Genomic DNA, 25515 nt, shown 5'->3' with positions numbered 1-25515 from the left:
AACCATAATGGCCAGTACACTGATCAGCATTCAGATTATACCTAAAACAAAAAACGGGGAAGATGTTATTCCATATGTAGATGAAGCAATTAAAATCATTGCAGAATCCGGAGTGAAATACGAGGTCCATCCACTGGAGACAACGATGGAAGGCGAGCTTGAAGAGCTATTCCGGATCATCGCAAGGATGAATGAAAGAATGATTGCAATGGGAAGCAAAAATGTGATTTCTCAAGTCAAAATTCTGTTTCAGCCTGATGGGATCACGATGGATGACCTGACGGATAAATACAAATGAAGAAAGTGGCTGTAAAAGGATGGAAGCCGGCAGCGGTTCTCCTCCTTTTGTTCATTCTCTGGGAAGCAGCAGTAAGGCTGGCAGAAGTCCCTGCCTGGCTCCTGCCGCCGCCCTCTGACATCATGGCTGAATCTGTGGAAAGCTGGGCCCGTTTTTCCGGCCACCTGGCGTCAACTGTGCTATTATCACTGGCCGGCTTTGCACTGGGGACTGTTTTCGGGCTCACCGCGGCCATCATCCTTCACCGTCTGCCGGCTGTAAGGGAATCTGTTTACCCGCTGCTGATACTATCCCAGAATGTCCCTGTCATCGTCCTTGCCCCTCTCCTTGTCATCTGGTTCGGGTTTGGGCTGCTGCCGAAATTTATTGTCATTATTCTTGTCTGTTTTTTTCCAATCACTGTGGCAGCTTTGGACGGTTTCAGGCAGGTTCCAGCCGAGCTTAAGCATTATATGGCCATGTCAGGAGCCACCAAAAGGCAGCTGTTCTGGAAGCTGGAATGGCCCGGCTCCCTGCCCTCGCTATTTTCAGGGCTGAAAATCTCGGCCACCTACAGTGTTATGGGCGCTGTCATCTCAGAATGGCTCGGTTCGGAAAAAGGGATAGGCGTTTTTATGACTCTCGCCTCCTCCTCCTTCCGGACAGACCGTGTTTTTGTAGCCATATTTGCCATTATGATACTAAGCCTGATTTTCTTCGGAGCAATCCTTTTGGCAGAGAGCCTGCTTTTAAAATGGAATAAAAAGGAGCAGATAAAATGAATCTCCTGCACCTGGATAATATATCAAAATCTTTTGGGGAACAGATGGTCCTTAATAACTTAAGCCTTGAAGTTAATGAAGGTGAATTCGTCTCCCTTCTCGGGCCTTCGGGAAGCGGAAAAAGCACCATTTTCAATCTGATTGGGGGACTGCTTCTACCCGATGAAGGAAGCATCCAGATGAACGGCCAATCGATCAATGGCCAAAAAGGTTTCATGAGTTATATGCCGCAGACCCCTTCCCTTCTTCCGTGGAGGACAGTTTTGCAAAATGTCCTTCTGGGACAGGAACTGACAGGCAGAACAGATAAGGAAAAAGCCATGGAAATGATACATAAAGCAGGGCTCGGGCAGTATGCGCATGCCTATCCGCATGAATTATCCGGCGGAATGAAGCAGCGCGCTTCCTTCATCAGGGCGCTGCTCAGCCCGCAGGAGCTTCTTTGCCTGGATGAGCCCTTTTCAGCGCTGGATGAACTGACGCGGCTTGATATGCAGAAGTGGCTCCTGACCATTTGGGAAGAGCAGCGGCCGGCCATCATCTTTATCACTCATAATATAGAAGAAGCTCTTTTTCTGTCAGATCGCATCATCGTCTTATCAGAAAAGCCGGCCCATACAGCAGCGGAATTTACGGTGCCTTTTTCCCGGCCAAGAAGAGAAGAACTGTTCCTGGAAGAGGAATTTCTGGAATGGAAAAGAAAGGTCCATCATTCGCTGCGGCCAAAGAGGGAAAAAGGATGAACAAGATTATTGACAGCCATATCCACCTGGACCGCTATGCAGATCAGGATATTGCTAATATTTGCAGCATACAGGAGCTCGAATCACTCATAACTGTCTCGTGGGATCTCAGCTCCTGCAAAAAGAACCTGCTCCTTGCAGAGAGGTTTTCAAAGGTAAAGCCGGCTTTTGGGTACCATCCGGAACAGGTCCCCCCTCCTGAAGCAGAACTTGCTGATCTGATAGGCTGGATGGGGGATCATAAAGAAAATATGATAGCCATCGGAGAGGTCGGCCTTCCATACTATTTAAGACAAGAACAGGGTGCTTCCTTTATAGGCCTGGAACCTTATCTTGAAATACTGGAGCTGTTTGTCCAGAAAGCAAAGGAGTGGCAGCTCCCCGTCATCCTCCATAGCATCTATGAAGATGCAGAGATAGTATGCAGCCTGCTTGAAAAGTATTCTATTGAAAAAGCCCATTTTCATTGGTTCAAAGGCTCAGCTCTTACGGCTGAACGAATGGCCGCCAATGGCTATTTCATCTCAGTGACTCCTGATGTATTGTACGAAGGGGAAATTCAATCTCTGGTAAAAGACTATCCAATCAGGCAGGTGATGGCAGAAACAGACGGTCCCTGGCCATTCGAAGGGCCTTTCAATAAACAAATGACTTCACCACTCATGATCCATCGTTCAGCAGCTAAAATCGCTGAAATCAAAAAAATGGCATTGCCGGAGGTATATACGCTCCTGCTGACTAATACCAGGGATTTTTATAGAATATGAGAAGCACTCTGTTTACGCAGGGTGCTTTTTGTTGGTAAAACAGGAATGGGATATTAAAAGACACATCTGATCTCTTTAGTAGTATAGAACCATTTTTCCTTTAATAAATTTTCCCCATATCTCCAAATGGAAATATAAGGTACAGTAAAAGAAAAACTTATTGGAGGACTGCTGAATGAAAAAATATGGTCTGATTCTGCTTATCATCCTGTTTTCTTTTTCCACCTCTGCTTTTGCCCAGCCGGAAACTGCCAGCCTGATTCCCTCTGAAGAACAATTTCTTAAGCTCGTAAAGAAGACAGAAGAGTATAAGGACTTTAAAGATGACTTTCTCTCAAACGATCCTTATATCCTGAATCCGCTTAAAGACGAAAAAGACCAGCAGTATGGCTGGATTGTCCAGTATGAGATTAAATATAAGGAAGAAGCTTCACTTGCCGCAGGCGGTGCAGCCACTGTCAGTTTCTCCTCCATCCTTACGTTTGCTTATGACAGCATCAATGATGATATGCAGGCTTATATTATCGACTATAGCAGCATTCTCAAAGATCAAGCTATCTATCTTGAAGAACTCTCCACCGGCACCACCACTGCAATTGATGTGTCTGAGACAGATTTATACGCAGAACTTGCCGTGCAGACGGAGGAAAAAGCAGAAAGCATGGTCAGTTCAGCGGGGCTGCAAAGCGGGAATCCTGCAGGTGAAGAAGGTGTGAACGGAAGCAACTATCTTTGCTGGCAATGTACAAGCTATACCAATGGGAGCGTTTCTCTTCCATGTGCCAATTTGGTCGGCAGCTACTGTTCATCGGGCTCACAATATTCAGTCGGCAGGCTGCTGTGCGCCGGCAAAACAATCATTGATTGCTATGTGCCCAAGGATAAGGTTTGTGTAAAAGGCGTCTGGAAAACCACCTGTCCGGCACCGGCTTAATTGATTATAAAGAAAGAAGGCTTGCCATCCGCGTTAAGTAGCAGTGGCTATATATGCCAGCAGATAAGAAAGTTGGGAAGATGAAGAGTCAGTAACCGGTGACAGAAATATAAGGGGAGTATTTACTGTTAAATTCAGATTAATAGTGTTTTTGGAGAAAATAAGGGAAGTTTCTCCCTCTATGCAAAGTAAAACTACCTGTTTTCACGTCCTTCAAGTCAAATAAGAGGAATTTATCCCTCTATTAAAGCTATTTTTAGTACTATATGCAAAATAAGGGGAATTTGTCCCTCTATAATTTTCAAATAGCATGGAACCTAGTTTCACTGTTTAAGCATGCAAAAGTATAACGGGAAATCCTCGGTTTTTCTACTATTCAGCGTTTGGTGCATAAATTAAATTAGAATAACATATTAAATAGAAAAAGCTTGGGATATCCCAAGCTTTTTCGGTTTGTTAATTCCCCTGTTATTTACGTTACGAAAACGTATCTTATTAGGCCTGTGATTTAAGATTTGTTCCACATTATCTGAACTGCTAATATCCACGGCATGGCTTCTTTCTTTTTGAGCATCTATTCGGCTATTTTACAGCCTGAGACATAGGATGCTGGTCATCCAGACCTTTCCACCGAACGTGGCGTTATTAGTCTGAGGACCTTTTGGGGGCAAACCGTTTCTGCTTTTCTATTTGTAGAGCTCATCCAGCTATAGAGCCTCTGCTTTTCTTACCCCTTACTCCCCGATGCTATATTTGAGCCTTCGATGAAGTGTTTTTGGAAGAAAAAGAACAGCAGGACGACCGGCAGAAGAACGGTTACTGACATGGCCATCAGGTAGTGCCACTGGGTGGATACTGTTCCTTTGAATGTCTGCAGTCCAATCTGCAGAGTATACAGGCTTTCATCATTTATATACAGCAGCGGGCCCAGCAGGTCATTCCATGCTCCATTAAAGGAGAACAGCGCGACTGTAATAAGTGCGGGTTTGGTAAGCGGGAGCATGATATTCCACCAGATCTGCAGATGGCTCGCACCGTCAAGAACCGCCGCTTCAATCAATTCATTCGGGATGCCCATCATGAACTGCCTTAACAGGAAGATGAAAAATGCACTTCCCAGGAAGGCAGGAACGATCAAGGGAAGATAAGTGTTGATCCATCCCAGCTTAGAAAACAGGATGTATTGCGGAACCATAGTGACAAAACCCGGTATCAGCATGGTAGATAATACGATGACGAAAAGAGCATTTCTGCCTTTGAAACGAATTTTTGCGAATGCATAGGCAACGAGAGAATTAACAAGCACGCTCCCAATCATGCCGGCAAGGGCAATAAATAAGGTGTTAAACGCCCATCTTGTAAATGGCGCTGTCTGCCATGCCTCCAGATAATTCGAGAAATGGAATTCGGTCGGAATGAAGGTTGGCGGGTATTGGGCGATTTCCTGCGGTGATTTCAGGGAAGTTGAAATCATCCACCACAGCGGCGATAGTATCAGTATGCTTCCAGCCAGAAGCAGGAAAGCAACAAAGAGATGCTTTGTCCGCTGCCTGAATTTTTTTGTCTCATAGAACCTCGGTGCTTCAGCAGCTGCCTGCTTCATTTGTTGTCTCCTCCTTCATAGTGAACCCATTTTTTTCCGAGTGTCAGATTGATGACTGTCAGTACCATGACAATCAGGAACAGCAGCCAAGCCATCGCTGAGGCGTAGCCCATATCAAAAATTTCAAACGCATTGTTCCACATATGAAGGTTGTAGAACAGCAGGGAATTCCCCGGACCTCCGTCTCCGTTCTCGGTCATCACATACGCTTCCTGGAAAATTTGAAAAGATCCAATAGTGCTTGTAATGACATCAAAGAAGATGATCGGTGAAATCATCGGCAGAGTGATATGGAAAAATTTCTGGAATGAACTTGCCCCATCCAGGTCTGCTGCTTCATACATCTGGGCCGAAACTCCCTGCAGGCTGGCAAGATACAGGAGCATGCCTCCGCCGACGCTCCACATCTTCATTAGCAGCAGGGCAGGCTTTGTCCATTCAGGATCAAACAGCCATGCCGGGCCTTCTATGTCAAACCAGGCAAGGAAAGTGTTGACAAGGCCTGTCGAAGGACTTAATAGCTGCATCCATAAAAAATAGACAGCGACACCAGAAAGAATGGCAGGCAGATAATAGACTGTCCTGAAAAATTTCATCCCTTTTACTCTCTGATTCAGCAGCACAGCCAGAAGGATAGCGCCAGCCGTGGTCAATGGTACGGAAAATAATACATAATAGATTGTATTCCAGAGCGATGTTTTGAAAAGATCATCAATCGTAAACATCCTTTTAAAATTATCCAGCCCGATGAAGTTCATTCTTGACGTTATATTATAATCTGTAAAACTTGCAAATAATGAAAATAAGAGCGGTCCGAGAGTCAGTCCCAGAAAGCCGATGATCCAGGGACTAATGAATAAATAGCCAAATAAATTATCTTTCGCTTTTCGCGAAAGCCGCTTCGGCTCAGACTTAGCCTTCTCTTTGCCCATGCTGTTCGCTTCGTTTTGAGCAATTGTAGAGTCATACGATTTCATACCCCTTCACCCTTTCCCAGAAATGATTGCATTCGAAGAAGAGAAGGAGATCCCTTCTCTTCTTCCAGAATGTATTATCTTTTTAGTTTTTCAACGTCTTTTTCCGCTTTCTCCAGTGCCTCTTCAGGCGACTGCTTCCCAAGCAGGGCATTGTCGATCTGTGGATTTACCCTGCTCAAATAATCAGGATATTCAACCGGGATTGGGAAAAGCTGAGTATCTTCAAGATTTTTTATGGTCGCTTCATAGACCTCTTTATCTTTTCCTTCAAGCTCTTCTGCTGCAGCGTCTGCACCTTCAATGCTGGCAACATTGTCAAAGTTCTCCATAGCCCAGTATTTCTGAGCTTCAGGTCCGGTCAGATACTTAATGAAGTCCATTGCTTCTTCCGGATTGCTGGAGCCTTTTGGCACCTCGGCAACAAAACCGCCTCCATCACTCCAGTTTTCAGCTCCTTCTTCATAAGCCGGGATTGGAGCTACTCCAAAATCCATATCCTGCCCATAGTCCCTGATCTGAGTATAAAAAGTTCCTACATCCACCCACATGGCCACTTTTCCGGCAATGAAAGGATTGGACTGTTCACTTCCAAATTCGGCCTTCAGCGCCTGAACATTTGACTCGCCAAGGCGGTCCTGCCATTTGAGAACCCATTCCAGTGCTTCTACTTTCTTAGGCGTATTGATTTTCAGCTCACCATTGTCGATGAAGTTCTTTCCTCCATCAGCACTGATCATCCAGCTGCCTGCCCCAATGCTTCCCCAAAGCGGATAGAATCCGACCCTGTCATAGGTTTTGCCGTTTTTCACATCAAGCTTTTCGGCATATTCTTCAAGCTCTGCCCATGTAGAAGGCGGCTTATTTGGATCAAGGCCGGCTTCTTTGAACGCTGTTTTGTTATAGAATAGAAGTCTGGTATCAGTATTGAATGGAACTGCATAAGGCTTGTCTTCATAAAGGACTGTGTCCCAAAGATGAGGATAAAACTGATCCTTGAAGCCTTCATCCATATATTTGCTTAAATCTTCAACCTGTTTGGCTTCCGCCCGCTGCCCGACTGTATTGATATCATTGATGATGACATCTGCCGGGTTCCCGGCAGCTACTGAAGCAAGGTTCTTTGTCCAAATATCTCCCCAAGGCAAATATGTATGCTTAACAAAAACCTTATCCTGTGACCCATTGTAATCGTCTATGATTTTTTCAATGATTGGCCTTCTTGTTTCTGATCCCCAGAATGTCCAGAAATCAATGACTACTTTTCCATCTTTCGTTTTTTCCGCCTGGGCAGACTCTCCGCCTGAGCATCCGGCCAGAACGCCAAGAAGCAGAAAGACAGAAATTAATAAGGCTATCCCCTTTTTCATATGTATCCCCCTAATATTTGTCTAATTTTTTTCTCCCTAAATAACACCCAGCTGCCTTTGCGCAAAGGATCCATAACGGTGCTGAACTCCGAGAAGGAATTTACTGTAAAACTACCCGCTTCTTCTGCTTCTAAACCTGCTTGTCAAAAAAATATCGAAAATTGTCTAAATATTTTTTTCTAAATTTGGATTCACGTACCAGTCCTGCTATTTTGCAGTATGAATATTCTGCATGCACAAACAAAAAAGGCGCATGGGCATTTCCATCCCATGTGCCTTTTCCTATTGTTATTTAAATTGGCCTCTTTCTGCCGGCCTCTTCAATTCCCAATCTATACTGCTTTTTCATCATCCGGCTTTCTTCCAGCTGAACCCTTCCTTTTTCAGGGTTTTGAAAATGCTTCTGGATAACTTTTCAGGAGCCTTAAAGAATTCTTTACTGCTTTCCTCCCGGAAGTAAATGACCTCATTGACATTCCAGAGTTTCAGCTGAAGCGTGTCGCCTCCTTTAAACCTTATAAGAGCGTCATATGAAGGCTTTTCTGCCGGAGTATAATTGGTTGGGGCCGATTCATGCAGCATGGACCTGATCATTGCTTTCATGAAAGGGTTTTCGGCATAGCTGGATTCATTAAGCTCTATATTGACGCCGTTGGTAATGTAGCTGTATTCTGAATCTGTTTCTGCTGTAATGACATCCGCTATCGGCAGCTCCTTCAGTTCAGCGAAAGTGCTGTCCTGATCCGGAATGCTGAATTGGGAGTAAAAATAGACAGCCGCAACAAAAAACGCTGCTGCAGTCAAAAGAGGTCCCTTCACCCAAGGGAACTGCCTGACCTGTTTTTTCCCAAGCCTCCCGGGTTCTGCAGCTTCCATAATCTTTTTGAAGGAACGGTCCTTTTGCATTTTGGAACGGGGAATATCATCAAGCTTTTCAAATGATATCGTATCTTCAAATAACTCCTTCAAGGGTATCCCCCCTTTTTTCCATCTCTTTTTTCAGGGCAGCCATTGCCCTGGATGTGGTTATTTTCACTTTGTTCTCATTCCATCCCAGGACCTGTGCTGTTTCCTTGATTGAAAACTCCTTGATTTTCCGGAGGATAAGGACTTCCTGGTAGCTCAGCTTCAGTGCATGGATGGCAGCATAGAGCCTGGCTGTTTTTTCCCCTTTTACCATAATTTCCACTGGTGTGTCATGACCTGAATCAAATTGATATTTTTCAATGGAAAAGAACTTGAAGCGGTTCCTCTTCCGGATATAATCAATGGCTACATTTCTTGAAATCCTCACAAGCCAGGTGAAGATATGGGATTCGCCATTGAATTGGTGGAAATGCTTATAAGCTTTTATAAACGTATCCTGAGTCAGATCTTCTGCTATTTCTTTATTGTTTACATACATGAAGATATATCCGTAGATTTTGTCGCTGTATTCGTAATAGATGTTCTCAAACGTTTCTGCAGAAACTTTATTCATTGTAGGCGCCCCCTCTTGCACATAGTTAGACGATTGACAGCAGAAAAGGAAACAGCTTCCATTCATATTTTTTATTTTTTATTGGAGGATAGGCCGTACCTGCATCTTTCCTCCTGCCCTGGACAGGAAAAGTAGAGACAAAGCATCATTTTCAAACTTTTTTATAAAATGATGCAATATGTCTGCAACTTTTTCAGATTCTGTATGGTTACGTAAAATGTCTCCAAGGCTGCAGGCAGCTTTTCTTATTTTTTCTACAATTTCTTCTATATTCCTCCCTTCCTCTTTTAAAATCCCGCAATCTATTTAGCTGGAGCTTCTTTCAATTTTTCTTGGCAAACCTGACTTATATAATCTTATTCTCTTATTTTTTCAGCATCAGCCTCTCTTTTTAGCAACATATGGATATAATTCCCTGCTTTTATACAGCAGAATGGATTGAAAAAGGCCTATGAATCGTCCATGCGCGTTTTAACTGCTGGGATGATTGAATGATTTCATGGAGAAGAGTACTTTTTCCATCATATTTCGACAACTTGATTCTTTTATTTCCGATACAGTAAGTGTCACAGCAGGAAATGCCATAACTGGAAAATTTATAGAAAGGAGGGCTGTAAGCTGCTGTAATGAAAAATGAATAGAAAAGAGGAGGAATAGTTCATGAAGAACAAGAAGCATTTTCGCTGGCTTTATCTCTTGCTCACGGCACTTTTGATCATTCCGCTGCTTAGTCCTTATCAAGCACAGGCGGATGCCGGCAAGTCTCCGCATGTTTCGATGAAGAAAGCTTCCCCCGGGTCTTCAAAAAACAAAATCTCGGGCAGGCTCCTTGATCAATTTGATGGAAAAGACAAGGTCACCTTCCTTATAAAAATGAAAGAGCAGGCGGACACAAAAAAAGCCGCTCAAGAAGCAGCTAAAAAAGCTTCAGCTGATAAAGCAACTTCCTCCAAGGCAAAATTCATGAAAAGATCTGCAGTAGTTTCCTCTTTAAGAGCCGTCGCAGCCGAAACACAGGCCGGAGTACTCAAATATATTGAGCAGCAGGAAAAAGCCGGCAAAGCGAAAGATAGCAAATCCTTCTATATTGTGAACAGCATTGCCGTCACAGCCACTAAAGATGTCATGGAAAAGCTTGCAAGCTTTCCAGAAGTAGACAAAATCCTTCCTAATGAGACCAGACAGCTTCATAAGCCTGTAAAAGAAGCCTCTAAGCCTTCCATCCAGATGGAACAAACAGCAGACAATAAAACCAGCTCCATTGAATGGAACATAGACAGGGTCGGTGCCCCAGCCGCCTGGGACATGGGCATAGACGGGTCCGGGACTGTTGTCGCCTCAATTGATACAGGCGTCCAGTGGAACCATCCCGCGCTCAAGGAAAAATACCGCGGCTATGATCCTTCAAACCCTGATCAGCCTTCACATACTTACAACTGGTTTGATGCAGTAGGAGGACAATCCTCCCCATATGACGACGATGGCCATGGCACTCACGTTACCGGCACCATGGTCGGTTCTGATCCTGGCGGTGCAAACCAGATTGGAGTTGCACCAGGAGCCAAATTTATTTCTGTAAAAGCTTTCAGTCCAAGCGGGGGCTCAGATGTCGACCTTCTGGAGGCTGGGGAATGGATCCTTGCTCCTAAAGATGCCAATGGCACTCCACACCCTGAACAGGCTCCGGATGTTGTAAATAACAGCTGGGGCGGCGGACCCGGACTTGATGAATGGTACCGTCCGATGGTCCAGTCATGGCGCGCAGCCGAAATCTTCCCGGAATTTTCAGCAGGAAATACAACTCTGACCAATCCAGGCGGACCTGGTTCAGTCGCCTCTCCAGGCAATTATCCAGAGTCTTATACTACCGGGGCAACAGACATCAATAACCGGCTGGGCTCTTTCTCTCTTCAAGGGCCTTCGCCATATGAAGAAATAAAGCCTGACATTGCAGCACCAGGGGTAAATATCCGTTCGTCAGTTCCGGGTTCAGGTTATGAAGGAGGCTGGAACGGAACTTCCATGGCTGGCCCTCACGTAGCTGCGGCTGCAGCTTTGCTGAGGCAGGCAGATTCAAGCCTGACAGTAGATGAAATTGAAGAAATCCTGTCAGCAACTGCTGTACCGCTTACAGACTCCACATTCCCGAATGTACCGAATAACGGCTATGGCCATGGACTTGTCAATGTGTTCGATGCCGTCTCTTCCGTCGTTTCCGGCCTGGGCAAATTAAAGGGCCAGGTTTCCAAAGAAGGAGATGACGAAGAAGCGCCATCCATTTCACATGACGCACAGACTGAAACATATGCCGGTATGGACCTTGCTGTTCAGGCTGATGTTTCAGATAATATCAGTGTTACAAATGCCGTGCTTGAATATGTGAAGCCTGACGGAAGTACGGCAGCAGTTAGAGCCGAAAGAGTATCCGGCAGCTATACTGATGGAACCTATGAGGCTGTCATCCCTGGGGAGGATATCCAGGAACCCTCTCTTTCCTATCAGTGGAAAGCCGTAGACTTCGGCGGAAACAGCGCCGAGTCTGCTACATTTGAAGTTAATGTCATCCCGGGGATCAGCACGGGATACAGCCAGGATTTTGAGTCCCAGCCTGCAGGCTGGACTTCATATGGAACAAATGACAGCTGGGAATGGGGAGCGCCGGCATCCGGCCCGGGAAATGCCGCATCAGGTGAGAAAGTCTATGCGACCGCTCTTGGAGGAAATTATGCCAACTCAGCTAATATGACGCTTCTCATGCCGCCCGTTGACCTGGGCGAAGGCAATGCCTATCTGCAATTCAAACAATGGCACGAGCTGGAGAACCGCTATGATTATGGCCATGTTTTTGTTTCAACAGATATGGAGAATTGGACCCAAAAGCTGAGGGTGAACGGCAATACAGCCGGATGGATTGACGGCGAAGTCGATCTGAGCGAATATGCCGGCCAGCGCATCTATATTGCCTTCAATGTTACAACTGACAGCTCAGTCCAAAAACAAGGCTGGTATTTGGACGATGTGTCCCTGTCAGATACACCTAACGCACCATCCAAGAAAGCCCAGCTTGGAAAAACCGGTCCAGCCGGGCCATCCGGGCCGGCAGTGTCTGCTAAAAAGCAAATCGACCCTGCCAAAATTGTTCCTGAAAAAGAGCAAGGGAAAAAAGAGCAGGAAAATGGTTCTGCCCCATCCCCTGCATTACTTCCTGTAAATGCGGAAGTCACCGTATTGGAGACAGGGCGTTCAGTCTTTACAGATCCGCAGGATGGCTCCTATGAAATGACCCACGCATCCGGCACTTATACGGTGCAGGCAGAGGCTTACGGGTTCCGGTCAGAATCACAAAGCGTCAATATCCCTGAAGACGGAGAGGCATCAGCAAACTTTGTACTGGAAGAAATTCCGGAAGGAACTGTTACAGGTTCGGTTACTAACGAATTGACCGGCGAGCCTGTACCGGGAGCCATGGTTATGCTTATGGAAGATGCAGCTGTTGAACCAGTCTACGCGGATGAGAATGGACAATATACGCTAACAGCCTATGAAGGGACATACACCTTAAAGGTTGTTGCTCCATCCTACTATAGCGAAGAAGCCGAAATAACAATCGAAGGCAGTTCAAGTGCCGAACAAAATATCCAGCTGAAGCCATTCATTGGCTATCCTGGTGAGATCGGCTATGACGACGGATCAGCAGAAAATGCAAGAGCATTTTATGATGCCGGTAACGGCTGGGCTGTGAAAATGTCACTTGAAAATGGCCAGAACAGCGCAATGGTCACCGGCGGAATATTCCGCTTCTGGGACACAGAATGGCCGGTGCCAGGAGGAACGGAATTCCAGGTTGCAGTCTTTGACGCAAGCGGTCCTGACGGTGCCCCGGGGAAAAAACTTGCCGGGCCATTTGAAGCATCTGCCTTAAGAAACGGTGAATGGACCCGTGTTGATTTAAGAGACAAAGGCATCATGGTCAATGGCGATTTTTACATGGTCTATATCCAATCAGCTCCAAATCCAAATACCCCGGGCCTTGCTACTGATGAAGACGGTCCAAATGCAGGGAGGAGCTGGCAGCTGGTCGGCGGTGCCTGGTCACCAGTTCCGGCAGAAGAAGGCAACTATATGATACGGGCTGCAGTGGACTACGAAGTGAATGCCCCAGTTATCACATCGCCTGCCGACGGGACCATCACAAAGCAAAAACAGACAGTGATTGAAGGAAATTCTGCCCCATCCACAGCGGTCCACCTGTACATTAACGGTGAAAAGGCTGCGGAAACAACAGCAGACGACTCCGGGAAATTTACTGTAGAAGCGGAATTGAACGAGGGAGAAAATATCCTGACTGCCAAAGCCGCCACTGACAGCGGGACAACTGACTCTTCCGCCCCTGTAAAAGTCATTGTGGATACGGAAAAACCGGAACTGACAATTACTTCCCCTGCTGACGGCTTAAAAACAAATAAGGAAACAGTTACTGTCGAAGGTACTGTTGCAGATGCGAACCTTGATTGGGTAAAAGTCAATGGAAAAAAAGCTTCAGTCCAGGACGGAGCCTATTCATTAAGGATCCTTTTAAACGAAGGTGAAAATATCATCACTGTCACTGCTCAGGACAAGGCAAAAAACAAGATAAACAAAAAAGTGACAGTGTTTGCTAAATACACCGCGCCTGTCATTGAGAACCTGCTGCCGGAAGAAAATAAAGATCTGAAATCCGGCGAAAGCGTCAAAATTGAATTTGACAGTGAACCAGGCCTGAAAGCTGTATTCTCCATCAGAATGCCGCTGACAAATACCGGCGGACAGCTGACAAATGCTCTGGAGCTTCCGATGATGGAAACGTCGGAGGGCCATTATGTGGGCTACTATACAGCAACGAAGAACGTCAAAGCCCCTGGCGCAGAAATTGAAGTCAAGGTGACGGACGATTATGGAAATGAAACAAGAGAGACAGCTGGAGGCAAGCTGAACATCAACGCTAAATAATCAGGCACAGAAGAAGCCCGCCGGGAAACCGGCGGGCTTTCTTGTTGTTCATTTTGCCTCTAGGCCTGGCTTCCCCCTGCTTCCAAAGCTTCAAGGACCTTTATGCCTTCTTCAAGAGCTTGAATGTAAAAGTTTTTCTCCTTAGCATCTGTCTCATTCATCTCTTCAATCAGCCATTTAAAATTCAGTACCAGATAAAAAGAATCGAGTCCCCTGGAAGTGAGTATATCCTGGAGCCACTTGCTGTAATCAGTGAAAATTTGGATGCTTTCCAGCTTATAGGCAGTTTCCAAATATTGAAAGTGATAATTTATATCTTCTTCTGTCCTCCTCTTTCCTGATTCCCCGAACTTCTCAAGGGATGGAAACTCTTCATAGAAGCGCTCAAAAAGCTTTTTGACGATTCTATCTTTATCATGTTTTTCCATCTTGGGCCCTCCTCTATAATTTTGCCATGAACGCGATTTCTATTCTCTTATATAGTATACTATTAATAAGAGATTGTTTTTGGGACATCGGTCACAATTATTTTATCAGGAGTTGATATCATTGTATTCAGCAGCAGCCAAGGAGCTTGCCAGTTACCTGTTGAAAGGCGATATTTACGGAAGCTGGGCCATTATCCAGGAATATGATTATAAAGACTATCAATCCTGCTATATATTTGAAAGTTTGCTGAGCGAGAGTATGCATTATATTGGAGAGCTATGGCAAAAGGACCTCATTACTGTGGCGGATGAACATCTTGCGACTGGAATATGTGATTACATTCTAACCAAGTACTCTTTTGAAAAAGGCCAGAAAGCAGCACAGGGAAGAAAAGCCCTCCTCTTTTGTCCGGAGGGCGAACAGCATTATCTCGGACTAAAGATGACAGCTTCCATATTCAAAGAAAATGGCTGGGAGGTAAAAAATCTAGGTGCCAGCCTGCCATTGGAATATGCCTTGAACAGTGCGGAAAAATGGAAGCCGGATGTTATCGGCATCTCATTGTCACTGACCCACCATCTTCCTTTATTGAAGAAATATATAGAAGAGCTTGAACAGCTGTCGTTCCGTCCAAAGATTCTGGTAGGCAGCAGACTGATCAACCGCTATGATTTTACACCCTTCTGCAGCAAAGAAACCGTTCTAATTAAGAAATTGGAAGATCTTGAGCCCTGGATTTTAAGCCAATCTAAAGAGATTGCTATATAATACAGTTATCAGCCTGCAGGTCCTGCAGGCTGTCATTTTACCAAAAAGGAGGCATTATACATGAAAACGGATTTAAACTTGCTGCCTATCCCTTTTTTCATATTGGATATTGACTTGAAAATTGTGTTCGCTTCTGAAGCAGCCGAGGACAGATTTCCCTATTGCATCAGCTTTATCCAGCTTGCTGACCAGGACAGCCTTGAAAAAGTATTCAGCATGCCTGAGAAAAAAAGCGGAGAAATGATTGAAATTAATCTGCGCACCTCTGGAAATGCAGTTGAACTTTTTAATATCTATTATTCACGCATCCCTGAAAAGAAGCTTATCTATGTATGCTGTGCCCCCATTTCTTCAAATCTTTTGGAGGTTCAGCATCATCTGGCCATGCTCCGAAACAGGCTTTCATCCCTGCAGCCGGCAGAATTGAAGCCGCGAGGCCTGCATAATCCCCTCCTTTTTGAAGTAAGCAGCAATGCGCATGAAAAACTAATGGCAATCGAACATAAAAAGAAGCTGAAAAGCATAAGCCATTCAGCTTCTGAATCAATCGATCTGATAAACATTCTTCAGCCCCTTGCCATTGAACATGGAAAAGCGGAGTATTTGGAGCGGATCCAGAAAAATCTATTGAATATGATGTCAGCGGCAGACTCTTTAATAGACTGAGAGCCTGCCTTTATTGAATGCAGGGAATACGGATTTCTGCTGTCGTCCCTTTCCCTTCAATACTTGCATAATTGAGAGTGCCTTTGTGGTTCTCAATGATCCTGAAGCTGACCATGACTCCCAGGCCTGTCCCTTTTTCTTTTGTAGTGTAAAACGGCTCTCCCATTTTATTAAGCTGCTTCTCGGGTATCCCTTTTCCCTGATCGGATATTTTGACGAGCAGATTTTTTCCTTCCATCCCCGTCTCAATCAGGATTGTCCCTCCGTTTTCCATTGCTTCAATCGCGTTTTTCACCATATTGATGAAAACTTGCTTCAGCTCTTTTTCATTTCCCCTGATCTTTGGCAGTGCATCCTGATGGACTGCTGTGATGCTTATATTCTGCATAATGGCCTGTGTATCAAGAAGGACACAAACATCCTGGATGACTTTGGAAACATTGACCAGGTCATAAACAGCTGCTTTAGGCTTTGCAAGGACAAGGAACTCGTCAATGATGGCTTCCAGCCTGCCGAATTCAGACATCATGACTTCAGTGTATTCCTTGTTATAGCTGCCAGTCTGCATCATCAGCTGCAGAAATCCTTTCAGGGAAGTCAGCGGATTGCGGATCTCATGGACAATTCCTGCAGCAAGCTGCCCTACTGCAGACAGCATTTCTGATTTCTGCAGCATAGCCTCGGATGCCTTATGGACTGTAATATCTTCTATGATGCCAAGATAGCTGCTGACATCTCCGGACTGGTCCTCGATTGGCAAAAAGCAGACGTTCTCCCACCTGGCGATTCCGCCATCAAGCGGATAGGACATGCTGCCTTTCCACACTTCCTTCGCAATGATGGCATTTTCAATTTCTTCAAAATCAGCTGTATCCATTTGATCTCTGTAAAGGTCTTTAATATTCCTTCCCACAAAGCTGTCAGGCTTTCCCTCATGCTCGGCAAATTCTCTATTATGGTATTCAATATTGCCAGATTTATCAATGATCAAGATCCTGGATGGACTCTGATCAAGGGCATTGGAGGTCAGTTTGAGCTTCTGGTTGAATCGTTTTATTTCGGTAATATCATTGAAGGTAAAGACAACCCCGTCCATCACATTCTCACTTGTACGATACGGAAATGCCTGCATCAGATACCATTTATGATCCTTGGACATGAGCTCTTTCTCAATTTTACTAAATGATTTGACGACTTTTTCAGCATCCTCCACAAGTGATGCCTGTTCAAAATTATGCGAGATGTGGAAAAACGGCCTGCCGACATCCATATCAATGACATTGATGACCTTTTTGGCTTCCGGTGTAAAAAGGCGGATATTCAGTTCAGCATCCAGAAATACCGCTGCTATATTTGTGCTGATGAGCAGATTATCCATATCATCGGCAAGGGCGGTCACTTCTTTGATCTTTTGTTCATACTCATTGTTTACATTCACAAGCTCTTCATTGATCGAATGCATCTCTTCATTGGCGCTCTGCATTTCTTCATTGGCTGCAATAAGCTCTTCATTTGCAGACTGTAGTTCTTCATTGGATGTCTCAAGCTCCTCAATGGTTGTCTGGAGTGTCTGCTGAGTATAGTACAGCTCCTGCTCCAGGTCTGCTATCCTCTCGGCCACCGTGCTGTGCGGATCGAAGTAAAGTGGCATCGTTTTCTTTTCCTTCGTATTCTGGTCTTCATCAAAAAGGATGATGACCAGCGATTCGTTGGCTGCAAATTTCTTTACGATCAGATCAAAATACCGGTTCTCGCCATCTACGTCAAAATGGACGTTTTTATATCGTACCTCACTCCGCTCACCATCTAACTTCTTCAGGGCAGTCCCAATCATGACAGACAGGTGGACAGGGACCATTTTGTAAATGCTTTTGCTCGCGGATTCATTCAGGAAATTCAGATACTTATTCGCCCGGCGGGACGTGAATATTACCTCATTGACTTCATTCAGGACGATGCACGGAAGCACATAATTATCCATAAGGGTTTGATGGATAGCCGCCCTCCTGCGTGCAGAGAGTGAATCTGCCGCAATGCTCCTATTTTCAGCTTGATCTGCCGAAACCGGCATTTTTGAAACTCTCCCTTCTGACTGCACCACCCAGTTCTCAGAAATCGCATTTTTATAGATATTCCATTTGCTGTTGACAGGACGGAAGAAATGGGACATTTTCCCGGTTGTTTCGCTGTGTCCGAGAACGAGTGTGCCCTTTTCTGTTAAAGCAAAATTAAAGAGCGACAGCAGTTTTCGCTGCAGGTCCGGCTGAAAGTAAATCATGACGTTCCTGCAGCTGATTAAATCCATGTTGACAAAAGGAGAGTCTTTTATCAAATTATGTGGAGCAAAGACGACATGGCTGCGGATGCGCTTGATGATTTCCCAGCTGTCTCCTTTTTTCACAAAATAATTCTTCAGCAGTTCCTTTGGTATGCCTTCTGTCTGATGGCCGGGATAAATCCCCCGTCTGGCAAACTCTATTGCATCTTTATTTATATCTGTTGCAAAGACCCTAATGTTAAGGTCTAAGCCCATCCTCTGCACATAGCGGTCGAACAAAATTGCGTAGGAGTATGCTTCCTGACCTGTGGAACAGCCGGCAATCCAGATTCTGAGCTCTTCCTTTGCAGCCGCCTTCCGGTGGACGGCTTCCGGCACGATCACATCCTCAATGATCTTGAAAGCTTCCTCATCCCTGAAAAAGTGGGTAACGCCGATCAGCAGGTCTTTTTGAAGATGTTCAACCTCTCCGCTGTTTGCCTGCAGATAATCCAGATATTGTTCAACGCTTTGATGCTTGGATTCAAGCTGCAGGATCCGCCGTTCAATTCTTCTTATAATGCTGTTTTTCTTATAGCATGCGAAGTCCAATCCAGTTTTCTTTTTTATCAGGCCAAAAATTTCTTCTAAGGTTTCCTGGCTGTAGCGGGGCAGGACACTTTCATTGAAGGAACTAAGAATAGAGGGCATGTTGGAAGGGGCCTCAATATAATCTGCATAGCCTGAAAGAATTGCACTTTCCGGCATATCATTGAATTTAGCTGACTGTCCATCCTGGACTATAACCGTTCCGCCATTATCTTTAATCGCTTTAACTCCAGCCGTTCCATCATTTCCTTTTCCTGAAAAGATTATGGAAACCGCCTTGTCCTTTTTGCTCGCAGCGAGGGATATCAGAAAGGCATCTATCGGAAAATGCAGCTGTTTGTCTTTTTCGTATCCGCTCACCTTGAATGTACCGTCTTCAATGGACGTATAGGAATCCGGGGGATTCAGATAGATGGTGTCAGGCTGGATCTGCATCCCTTCCTTGATCCGCAATATTTTCATTTTGGTCTTCTTTGCCAAAAGTTCCGGCATAAAGCTTTTATATTTGGAGGATAAATGCTGAACAACTATATACGCCATACCGGAATCGGCAGGTACTTTCGAAAAGAACTGTTCAATGGCATCCAGTCCCCCGGCAGACGCGCCAATTCCTACAATATAAAATTCTTTTCCCAAAGATTTTTTTCCGGCAGTGTTAATTGATTGTTTCATAGACATATATTTTTATTGATTCCTCCTGATTAATGCCGAAATGAGCCGGCCTCCACTGTGGCCGAACGCTGGATATTCAATAACGATGACAGGACTTCAAGGGAAAAAATTGATAATAGCAGAGTCCGTCAAAGCCTCTGAAACAGATAGGGGAATACGGGCATTGATTCCACTTATAGGAAATTCGTTTATACTCCGATTATAGAGGTTCTTTAACAGCCAATCAAGATTTGTCATTAAATCATTTGCATGTGGCATTTCCGCCAAGTTCCCTCCATTTCTGGCCCGGAAGGATTTCTTCTCTGTACATAGAAAAAAGCCTTCTCAAATGAAGGCTCCCCGCTCAATCTATCCGTTTATGCTTATTCAGCAGCTCTTTGAACATATTCAGTACAACGATCCTATCCTCTTTATCAAAAGAAGCAATCCACTTTGATACAATGCCGTTTTCCTTTGGGTTAAGCTCCCGCTGAAGCCCGCTTTCCAGAAGGCCGTGAATCTCATCGAGCGTGTATGCCCTGTCCTCAGTCTGATGCTCCATCATTCTCTCCTCCATTTACTGTTTTTGTTTACATTCCCTTTAGGCAGGGGGATAAAACACTTAAATGTATGTGGAGGGGACTTGTACAGAACCCGGTATACAAAAGGAGAGACAGGATGCCCTGTCCCCCCCTTTCACTTTATTACCATTTAAAGCAGGCTGCACCAACGATGATCAGAAGGATGAATAGTACAACAATCAGCGCAAACCCGCCGCCGTAGCCGCCGCCTCCGTAGCCGCAGCCGCCATAGCCGCCGTATCCGTATCCGTATGCCATTGGAAGATCTCCTCCTTTTATTCTTTGTCAGTACCGTTTAGTAGCCGTAGCCGCCTCCGCCATAACCCCAAGAAGCACCGATGATAATCAATAAAATGAACAATACTACCAGCAGGGCAAAACCTCCGCCGTATCCGCATCCGTCTGACATTTGTAAAACCTCCTTTAGTTGATTCAATATATCCTATTCAGCAATGAGCTATTGTGCGAATAGACTAACGCACAATTTTTAGGTCATTTCCTCAGAGGCAAACAAACAGGGAGGCAGAAACAGCCAATAAAAAAACTGGCGGCATTAGTCACCAAAGCCGGCAATTGAAAAAAATTAAAATGAAAGGCGCAGGAATCGCTCTTCCTGCGCCTGAAACCTTATGGTGTGCTGATGGTCCCTTTTTCCCCTTCTTTCTTCTGGGCCGCCTCCTTCAGCTCATATGTGAGTTCATCCAGGCTCTGGCGTACATTATGCTTGCCTGAGAGGTTTTCGAGCAGTTCTTTCACATCGATGCCTGAAGAAGCTTTCAGCGTTTCCTGCATGGTGCTCATTAGATTTGTTGCATAGCCAGCAACCCTGTTGGCCCCGCTGCTTTTGCCATCGCCGCCTGTATCGACGACCGTGATTTTATCAATATTGGATAACGGGCTCGCAACCTGTTTGGCATATTCAGGAAGCATTTTGAGGACCATATCGAGAACTGCAGCCTCTCCGAATTGCTCAAACGCCTCAGCAATTTTCCGCTTTGCCTCTCCTTCTGCAAGTCCTTTCAGGCGGATAATTTCGGCTTCAGATTCCCCTTGGGCCCTTAAGGCATCCGCCTTGGCAAGGCCGTCAACCCTGACCCGCTCGGCTTCTGCCTTTGCTTGCGATTCAATGCGGTACTGATTGGCATCAGCTGCTGTAATCTGTTTACGCTTCTCTGCTTCTGCAGCCTGCTCCACAGCATAACGGTCTGCATCTGCCTTCTTTTTAACCTCGGAATCGTATTGCTTTTCACGCCTCAGGATTTCTTTTTCCTCCAGCTCGATCTGTTTCTGCCTTTCAATGATCCTGATCTGCATTTCATGCTCAGTAACTTCCTGTTTGGCCCTGGCTGTTTCCAGATCATAAGCCTGGTCGGCACGTGCCTTGGCGATATCCTGATCCCTGCGGTAATCTGCCATTTTCATCTTATTTTCCTTTTCGGCCTCAGCTATCTCGGTTGCCCTCTCCAGCTCTGCCTTTTTGGCGTCTTTATCAGCTTCTGCCTTTTTGATCCTCGTTTCTTTATCGGCTTCGGCTGTTGCAATATCCGCATCCCTTTTGACCTGAGCAATTCTTGGCTTGCCCAAAGAATCCAGATAGCCGTTTTTGTCCCTTACATCTTTGATCGTCAACGAAACGATCACAAGGCCCATCTTAGCCAGATCCTGGGAGGCTACTCTTTGGACCTCCTGGGAGAATTTATCTCTGTTTTTGTAAATTTCTTCGACAGTCATTGAACCAAGGATGGAACGCAGGTGTCCTTCGAGCACTTCCTTTGCCTCGTTCTCCCTGTCTTCCTTTGATTTTCCAAGGAACTGTTCTGCTGCAGTGGCGATCTCGCTGATGGAGCCGCCTATTTTAATGATGGCAGTGCCATCGGCCATCACTGGAACACCTTGTTCGGTGTATACCTCTGGCGTTGATACCTCAAGCTTGCTTGAAAGCAGGCTCAATGGCTCTGCCTGCTGAAATACCGGAAGGACGAAGGTCCCTCCTCCCCTGATGATCTTAATTTTATTGCCGGACTCATCCACGTGGACCCGCTTGTTTCCAAGATAGCTGCCTGTCACGATCAGAGCCTCGTCAGGTCCTGCCGTCTTATACTTAGTAACAAATACACCGAGCAGAGCAATTAAAAGAAAAGCTGCAACACCAACTACCACCCAAATCATTGCCATTCTGTTCCCTCCTGTTTATAATCCTTCAAGCCTGACAACCTGAAGGACATTTTCATTAACTTCTATAATGAGTACTTCCTGGCCTTCTTCAATCGGCCCTCCTTTAAAACTCTGGGCTGACTTGGCAATCCTCCCGCTGACACTTTCAATCAGCACTTCACCGAAACCGTCATCAGGTATCGGGATAATGACCTTCCCAACCCTGCCTCTTAAGGATTCATCTGTATAGACAAGTGATTCTTCCGCTTGGGATAAAGGGATCAGCACAAAAAGATATAAAACGGCATCCAAAACGAAAGCGATTGCCGCCGAGATGGCTATGATGAAGATGCTGTCCATCCCGGTTGTATATTCCATCAGGAAGCCGGCTGCCGAAAAAATCGTCATAAAAGCAAAAATCAGTATGGGGTCCAGGAAAGGGCTGATATCACCGGCTCCCTCCAAAACATCTCCGAACAAAATATATAAAACTATTATTCCGCCTGAAAAACACAAAATGTACAAGTATAGAGTCTGGATCGGCAACCCGAAGATCTCCATATCAATATCAAACCTCCCTCCCGCTTCTCGCACACAACATACAACGGCCTAAAAACTTAGCACAATTATAGATGATTTGCTTTTCCTCCCCCTCTGACTATCCAACTGGAAGCTTCTGTATTATTTACGAATGGGCATGGCAAAAGTTTCAATTTTCTCAAAATTACCCATAAAAAAAAGCATGGTTTCCCATGCTATCATGCAGCAAGCTCATAAGCTCCGTTGCCTTTAGTTAGCTGGCAGGACTATGCTGGCTGGTTTCTTTTATATTTTCAAATGAAAATTGATATATAACATTTTCTTCAACAGGAATTTCCAGCCATCTTCTGACCCCATATTTCGTCATCATTTCTTTGTATGATGGCCTGCAGTTTTCCAGGAGTGCCACTTTCAATGTTTCAAATCCATCTGAGTGCAGGACAGCCTCTTCAATCTGTCTCCTGATTTCAGCGGCAGTGGGTTCATCTGATTTTTTCAGCGGCAGTGTAACGACCAGAACATCATTCAGAACTTTTTCTTCCAGCGTCAGCTTAGAAGCAGAAAGCTTCTTGAAATACCTGCTCAGTTTCCATATATTAATTCCATCTACGGTTTCCCAAATCATAATTCTTCCTCCGGCTAATCTGATTGGATCCATTTAAAAATTATGTAATCCTGCTCCGTACCTACCATATCATACTATCAGCTAAAACAGAAATAGACTAATCTACCAAAATTGATTCCATTCCCTATAGCTGTGCCTGGTTCAAACTGAGGCAGAGTAGTCAATCCGGCCTAAGATCCCACATCAGGCGGCCGCCTGGCAGACAGCCTCTTTTTGTCATCGGCCCTGCCGCTGCTGCATACGCTAGTAAAGGCTTTACTTAGAATCAATTTACTCGCTTGGCAAGCATTATATTTTAGCGGAGGTTGCAGATACCATGAGATCAGACCGATATACCGGCAGGCGGACAATCAGATGGAAGATTCCTTTCCTCATCCTGTTGACGGCTGCAGCAGTTCTTCTGATTTTCTACTATTCTACCAGTCTTATTAAGATAGAATCACCGAAAAAAGATCTGGGTCAAAAGGTAGTCATTGAACTGCCTGCAGGCAAGAATATTTACACTTATGAAAAACTGCTGATCAAAGAAAATGGAAAGCTTTACTATAAAGGTGAACGAAACGAAATAGATTTGACTGGCGGCAGGATCATATATGAAGATTGGGATTAAGTTTTCATTTGCCGAAACAGGAGCAGTTCATTATGATAGATTGTCAGGGTAAAAGAAAACAGGAGGTTACAATTCCCCAGTAAAAGGAGATGAAAAGCTTGGGCAGCTACCGGAATGGATTAACACTGCTTTTAGCCAGGCTGAAAGTCCATCGAAAAGTACAGGAGGCACATGGCAGCCTGCCAGCAAAGCTCAAAATCGGACACCGTGGAGCGGCAGGATCCAGGCCGGAAAATACCTTCTCATCATTTGACTATGCGCTTCAAATGGGAGCAGATTTTCTTGAATTTGATGTCCAGCGGACCAAGGACGGTAGACTTGCGGTTATTCATGATTCGACTGTCGACCGGACAACAGACGGCAAGGGAAAAGTTTCTTCCCTGACATGGAAAGAGCTGAGAAGCCTGGATGCGGGCAGCTGGCATTCAACGGAATATGCGGGGGAAATCATCCCGTCATTCACTGAAATGCTGGACAAATATGCCGGTAAAGCCGGGCTCCTGATTGAACTGAAGAAGCCGGCCCTTTACCCGGGTATAGAAGAACAGATTGCAGAAGAGCTAAAGAGCCGGGAGCTGGACAAGGGCCCTGGATCCCGCATTATCATCCAATCTTTTGACAGGAGCTCAATGAAAAAGATTCGTAGCCTGCTCCCTTCCATCCCGGTCGGGATTCTCCTGAATTACAAAACGAAAAGGATGACCGCAAGGGAGCTTGAACAGATTGCAAAGTATGCCTGCTATATAAATCCAAAGCATACTATCGCAAGCAGACAGCTTCTGGACCGGATACATCAAAAAGGGATGAAGGCCATTATCTGGACCATCAGAACAGAAAAAGAAGCAGGAAAAGCATTGAAGCTTCCTGCTGACGGCATCGTAACAGATTTTATCGAGCTCCTTGATTGACTGAAGTGCACTCGATGCCTGATTTTAAGGCAAACTCCCTGCCTAAAACCCCTGGATCCTTTTAGCAAATTGAAATAAATAACTGAAATTGATCCTGCTATGCTGGGAGATAAGGAATGCTGATCTGGTGGCATTTGGTTTCCTGAGTGTATTGAGGGCAGCAACCATTTCCTGCTCTGACTTGATGCCAATTCCATGCCCAAAATAAGCATCATTGCCCAGATAGACCGCATTCTCCCCCGTCCAGACCGGATGCCGGAAATCGGGATTATAAAAATAGACAATGTCGCCTGGAATAAAGTTTGATCCTATTTTTGTAACAATGCCCAGATCTCTGTCATAATTCCAATCCCATACGAGCAGATTTTGGAACAGCTGATTGAAGTAGCGGACAGAAATAGACTCAAGCACTGCCTTGTATAAGATAAGCACGATGGCCGTTGAACATTCAAAAGCATATTTGCTGCCATTGGAAAAAACATCGTTGACCGCTTCAGAAGGGCGGACGTCCGGCCTTAAGGCATATCCCGCCCTTGTTTTTATCCAATATGCCGGATTGAAGAATGAGTCTTGAAAGGCGGCAAATACAGCGCCGCTTTCACTCAGCTTCCTCGAGTAGTACAGGATCTTTTCCCTCGTTTCCAGCTCAAACAATAGCTCACCGGCATTTGAATAATAAAATGTCTCCGGGCTTCTATCTAAAGCTTGCCATATAGCCCTTTGGGTTTCTGGCAGCATATCGGCGGACAGGCCTGGAAATACGGGCAGCTGTATCATAGAAAACTCCTTTCCAAGTAC

The 25515-nt window shown here is 45.2% G+C and carries 24 protein-coding genes; 10 read left to right on the top strand and 14 right to left on the bottom strand.

From position 1 onward, the window contains the following. The first annotated feature begins 7 nt into the window (after window positions 1-7). The 5 genes from N288_RS07635 (at window position 8) to N288_RS07615 (ending at window position 3503) form a co-directional block, all read left to right on the top strand. Window positions 8-298, top strand: a complete 291-nt coding sequence (locus N288_RS07635; RefSeq protein ID WP_009794217.1) for a thiamine-binding protein — start codon at window positions 8-10, stop codon at window positions 296-298. Continuing rightward, window positions 295-1059 carry an ABC transporter permease gene (locus tag N288_RS07630; protein ID WP_009794216.1) on the top strand — a complete coding sequence of 255 codons (765 nt, stop codon included), beginning with the start codon at window positions 295-297 and terminating at the stop codon, window positions 1057-1059. Before N288_RS07635 ends, N288_RS07630 begins: the two co-directional genes overlap by 4 nt. Continuing rightward, entirely contained in the window at window positions 1056-1802 is a 747-nt protein-coding gene (locus tag N288_RS07625; RefSeq protein WP_009794215.1) for an ABC transporter ATP-binding protein, read from the top strand. The genes N288_RS07630 and N288_RS07625 overlap by 4 nt, the downstream gene beginning before the upstream one ends. Further along, on the top strand, window positions 1799-2569 hold the full coding sequence (locus N288_RS07620; protein ID WP_022543632.1) for a TatD family hydrolase: 771 nt from the start codon (window positions 1799-1801) through the stop codon (window positions 2567-2569). Before N288_RS07625 ends, N288_RS07620 begins: the two co-directional genes overlap by 4 nt. A 175-nt stretch (window positions 2570-2744) precedes the next feature. Further along, window positions 2745-3503, top strand: a complete 759-nt coding sequence (locus N288_RS07615; protein WP_009794213.1) for a hypothetical protein — start codon at window positions 2745-2747, stop codon at window positions 3501-3503. Window positions 3504-4230: 727 nt separating this feature from the next. On the opposite strand, the gene N288_RS07610 is transcribed toward N288_RS07615, so the two are convergent. The 5 genes from N288_RS07610 to N288_RS07590 all read right to left on the bottom strand — a co-directional run bounded on the left by N288_RS07610 (window position 4231) and on the right by N288_RS07590 (window position 8930). Beyond that, complete coding sequence (locus tag N288_RS07610) at window positions 4231-5106, bottom strand: carbohydrate ABC transporter permease (protein ID WP_009794212.1); 876 nt, start codon at window positions 5104-5106, stop codon at window positions 4231-4233. After that, on the bottom strand, window positions 5103-6083 hold the full coding sequence (locus tag N288_RS07605) for a carbohydrate ABC transporter permease (protein ID WP_022543631.1): 981 nt from the start codon (window positions 6081-6083) through the stop codon (window positions 5103-5105). Before N288_RS07605 ends, N288_RS07610 begins: the two co-directional genes overlap by 4 nt. 74 nt (window positions 6084-6157) lie before the next feature. Next, a complete protein-coding gene (locus N288_RS07600) occupies window positions 6158-7450 on the bottom strand; it encodes an ABC transporter substrate-binding protein (RefSeq protein WP_009794210.1) in 1293 nt (430 codons plus the stop codon). A gap of 348 nt (window positions 7451-7798) precedes the next feature. Continuing rightward, window positions 7799-8419, bottom strand: a complete 621-nt coding sequence (locus N288_RS07595; RefSeq protein ID WP_009794209.1) for a hypothetical protein — start codon at window positions 8417-8419, stop codon at window positions 7799-7801. Further along, entirely contained in the window at window positions 8403-8930 is a 528-nt protein-coding gene (locus tag N288_RS07590) for an RNA polymerase sigma factor (protein WP_009794208.1), read from the bottom strand. The genes N288_RS07595 and N288_RS07590 overlap by 17 nt, the downstream gene beginning before the upstream one ends. Before the next feature lie 660 nt (window positions 8931-9590). Between N288_RS07590 and N288_RS07585 the strand changes: the two genes are divergently transcribed. Then, on the top strand, window positions 9591-13919 hold the full coding sequence (locus N288_RS07585; protein ID WP_009794206.1) for a S8 family peptidase: 4329 nt from the start codon (window positions 9591-9593) through the stop codon (window positions 13917-13919). Between the two features lie 59 nt (window positions 13920-13978). Here N288_RS07585 and N288_RS07580 read toward each other — a convergent pair whose 3' ends face one another. Next, a complete protein-coding gene (locus N288_RS07580) occupies window positions 13979-14347 on the bottom strand; it encodes a hypothetical protein (protein ID WP_009794205.1) in 369 nt (122 codons plus the stop codon). A gap of 121 nt (window positions 14348-14468) precedes the next feature. Between N288_RS07580 and N288_RS07575 the strand changes: the two genes are divergently transcribed. Then, window positions 14469-15116 carry a cobalamin B12-binding domain-containing protein gene (locus N288_RS07575; RefSeq protein WP_009794204.1) on the top strand — a complete coding sequence of 216 codons (648 nt, stop codon included), beginning with the start codon at window positions 14469-14471 and terminating at the stop codon, window positions 15114-15116. Between the two features lie 60 nt (window positions 15117-15176). After that, window positions 15177-15782 (top strand): hypothetical protein, encoded by a 606-nt coding sequence (locus N288_RS07570; protein WP_009794203.1) that lies wholly within the window; start codon window positions 15177-15179, stop codon window positions 15780-15782. 10 nt (window positions 15783-15792) lie between these two features. Here the strand turns inward: N288_RS07570 and N288_RS07565 are convergent, their stop codons facing one another. The 7 genes from N288_RS07565 to N288_RS07545 form a co-directional block, all read right to left on the bottom strand. Further along, entirely contained in the window at window positions 15793-19284 is a 3492-nt protein-coding gene (locus N288_RS07565; protein ID WP_232217711.1) for a CheR family methyltransferase, read from the bottom strand. 379 nt (window positions 19285-19663) lie between these two features. Next, complete coding sequence (locus tag N288_RS07560; protein ID WP_035402699.1) at window positions 19664-19864, bottom strand: hypothetical protein; 201 nt, start codon at window positions 19862-19864, stop codon at window positions 19664-19666. Between the two features lie 139 nt (window positions 19865-20003). Then, the gene (locus tag N288_RS24635; RefSeq protein WP_009794199.1) at window positions 20004-20138 is read right to left on the bottom strand and encodes a YjcZ family sporulation protein; all 135 of its coding nucleotides are present in this window, start codon (window positions 20136-20138) and stop codon (window positions 20004-20006) included. Window positions 20139-20175: 37 nt separating this feature from the next. Then, the gene (locus N288_RS24630) at window positions 20176-20289 is read right to left on the bottom strand and encodes a YjcZ family sporulation protein (RefSeq protein WP_009794198.1); all 114 of its coding nucleotides are present in this window, start codon (window positions 20287-20289) and stop codon (window positions 20176-20178) included. A 218-nt stretch (window positions 20290-20507) separates the two neighbouring features. Continuing rightward, window positions 20508-22055 (bottom strand): flotillin family protein, encoded by a 1548-nt coding sequence (locus tag N288_RS07555; protein ID WP_009794197.1) that lies wholly within the window; start codon window positions 22053-22055, stop codon window positions 20508-20510. A gap of 15 nt (window positions 22056-22070) precedes the next feature. Next, the gene (locus N288_RS07550) at window positions 22071-22595 is read right to left on the bottom strand and encodes an NfeD family protein (RefSeq protein WP_009794196.1); all 525 of its coding nucleotides are present in this window, start codon (window positions 22593-22595) and stop codon (window positions 22071-22073) included. Between the two features lie 232 nt (window positions 22596-22827). After that, window positions 22828-23199, bottom strand: a complete 372-nt coding sequence (locus N288_RS07545; protein ID WP_022543629.1) for a hypothetical protein — start codon at window positions 23197-23199, stop codon at window positions 22828-22830. A gap of 316 nt (window positions 23200-23515) precedes the next feature. Between N288_RS07545 and N288_RS07540 the strand changes: the two genes are divergently transcribed. Next, on the top strand, window positions 23516-23809 hold the full coding sequence (locus N288_RS07540) for a hypothetical protein (protein ID WP_009794193.1): 294 nt from the start codon (window positions 23516-23518) through the stop codon (window positions 23807-23809). A gap of 89 nt (window positions 23810-23898) precedes the next feature. After that, entirely contained in the window at window positions 23899-24717 is an 819-nt protein-coding gene (locus tag N288_RS07535) for a glycerophosphodiester phosphodiesterase (protein WP_009794192.1), read from the top strand. A 42-nt stretch (window positions 24718-24759) separates the two neighbouring features. On the opposite strand, the gene N288_RS07530 is transcribed toward N288_RS07535, so the two are convergent. After that, window positions 24760-25494: a hypothetical protein gene (locus tag N288_RS07530; RefSeq protein WP_035402765.1), complete on the bottom strand. Its 735-nt coding sequence runs from the start codon at window positions 25492-25494 to the stop codon at window positions 24760-24762. Between the last annotated feature and the right edge of the window lie 21 nt (window positions 25495-25515).

Source organism: Bacillus infantis NRRL B-14911 (assembly GCF_000473245.1).
In the GTDB taxonomy this organism is placed as follows: Bacteria; Bacillota; Bacilli; order Bacillales; family Cytobacillaceae; genus Bacillus_AB; species Bacillus_AB infantis.
Note: the sequence above shows the minus strand (reverse complement) of the source record. Positions and strands in the feature narration are given on the sequence as shown.

What these genes read in the sequence shown, in the direction of transcription:
- N288_RS07635 (WP_009794217.1), top strand. Translation starts at nt 8, where the DNA reads ATGGCCAGTACACTGATCAGCATTCAGATTATACCTAAAACAAAAAAC.
- N288_RS07630 (WP_009794216.1), top strand. Translation starts at nt 295, where the DNA reads ATGAAGAAAGTGGCTGTAAAAGGATGGAAGCCGGCAGCGGTTCTCCTC.
- N288_RS07625 (WP_009794215.1), top strand. Translation starts at nt 1,056, where the DNA reads ATGAATCTCCTGCACCTGGATAATATATCAAAATCTTTTGGGGAACAG.
- N288_RS07620 (WP_022543632.1), top strand. Translation starts at nt 1,799, where the DNA reads ATGAACAAGATTATTGACAGCCATATCCACCTGGACCGCTATGCAGAT.
- N288_RS07615 (WP_009794213.1), top strand. Translation starts at nt 2,745, where the DNA reads ATGAAAAAATATGGTCTGATTCTGCTTATCATCCTGTTTTCTTTTTCC.
- N288_RS07610 (WP_009794212.1), bottom strand. Translation starts at nt 5,106, where the DNA reads ATGAAGCAGGCAGCTGCTGAAGCACCGAGGTTCTATGAGACAAAAAAA.
- N288_RS07605 (WP_022543631.1), bottom strand. Translation starts at nt 6,083, where the DNA reads ATGAAATCGTATGACTCTACAATTGCTCAAAACGAAGCGAACAGCATG.
- N288_RS07600 (WP_009794210.1), bottom strand. Translation starts at nt 7,450, where the DNA reads ATGAAAAAGGGGATAGCCTTATTAATTTCTGTCTTTCTGCTTCTTGGC.
- N288_RS07590 (WP_009794208.1), bottom strand. Translation starts at nt 8,930, where the DNA reads ATGAATAAAGTTTCTGCAGAAACGTTTGAGAACATCTATTACGAATAC.
- N288_RS07585 (WP_009794206.1), top strand. Translation starts at nt 9,591, where the DNA reads ATGAAGAACAAGAAGCATTTTCGCTGGCTTTATCTCTTGCTCACGGCA.
- N288_RS07580 (WP_009794205.1), bottom strand. Translation starts at nt 14,347, where the DNA reads ATGGAAAAACATGATAAAGATAGAATCGTCAAAAAGCTTTTTGAGCGC.
- N288_RS07570 (WP_009794203.1), top strand. Translation starts at nt 15,177, where the DNA reads ATGAAAACGGATTTAAACTTGCTGCCTATCCCTTTTTTCATATTGGAT.
- N288_RS07560 (WP_035402699.1), bottom strand. Translation starts at nt 19,864, where the DNA reads ATGATGGAGCATCAGACTGAGGACAGGGCATACACGCTCGATGAGATT.
- N288_RS24635 (WP_009794199.1), bottom strand. Translation starts at nt 20,138, where the DNA reads ATGGCATACGGATACGGATACGGCGGCTATGGCGGCTGCGGCTACGGA.
- N288_RS24630 (WP_009794198.1), bottom strand. Translation starts at nt 20,289, where the DNA reads ATGTCAGACGGATGCGGATACGGCGGAGGTTTTGCCCTGCTGGTAGTA.
- N288_RS07555 (WP_009794197.1), bottom strand. Translation starts at nt 22,055, where the DNA reads ATGGCAATGATTTGGGTGGTAGTTGGTGTTGCAGCTTTTCTTTTAATT.
- N288_RS07550 (WP_009794196.1), bottom strand. Translation starts at nt 22,595, where the DNA reads ATGGAGATCTTCGGGTTGCCGATCCAGACTCTATACTTGTACATTTTG.
- N288_RS07545 (WP_022543629.1), bottom strand. Translation starts at nt 23,199, where the DNA reads ATGATTTGGGAAACCGTAGATGGAATTAATATATGGAAACTGAGCAGG.
- N288_RS07540 (WP_009794193.1), top strand. Translation starts at nt 23,516, where the DNA reads ATGAGATCAGACCGATATACCGGCAGGCGGACAATCAGATGGAAGATT.
- N288_RS07535 (WP_009794192.1), top strand. Translation starts at nt 23,899, where the DNA reads ATGAAAAGCTTGGGCAGCTACCGGAATGGATTAACACTGCTTTTAGCC.
- N288_RS07530 (WP_035402765.1), bottom strand. Translation starts at nt 25,494, where the DNA reads ATGATACAGCTGCCCGTATTTCCAGGCCTGTCCGCCGATATGCTGCCA.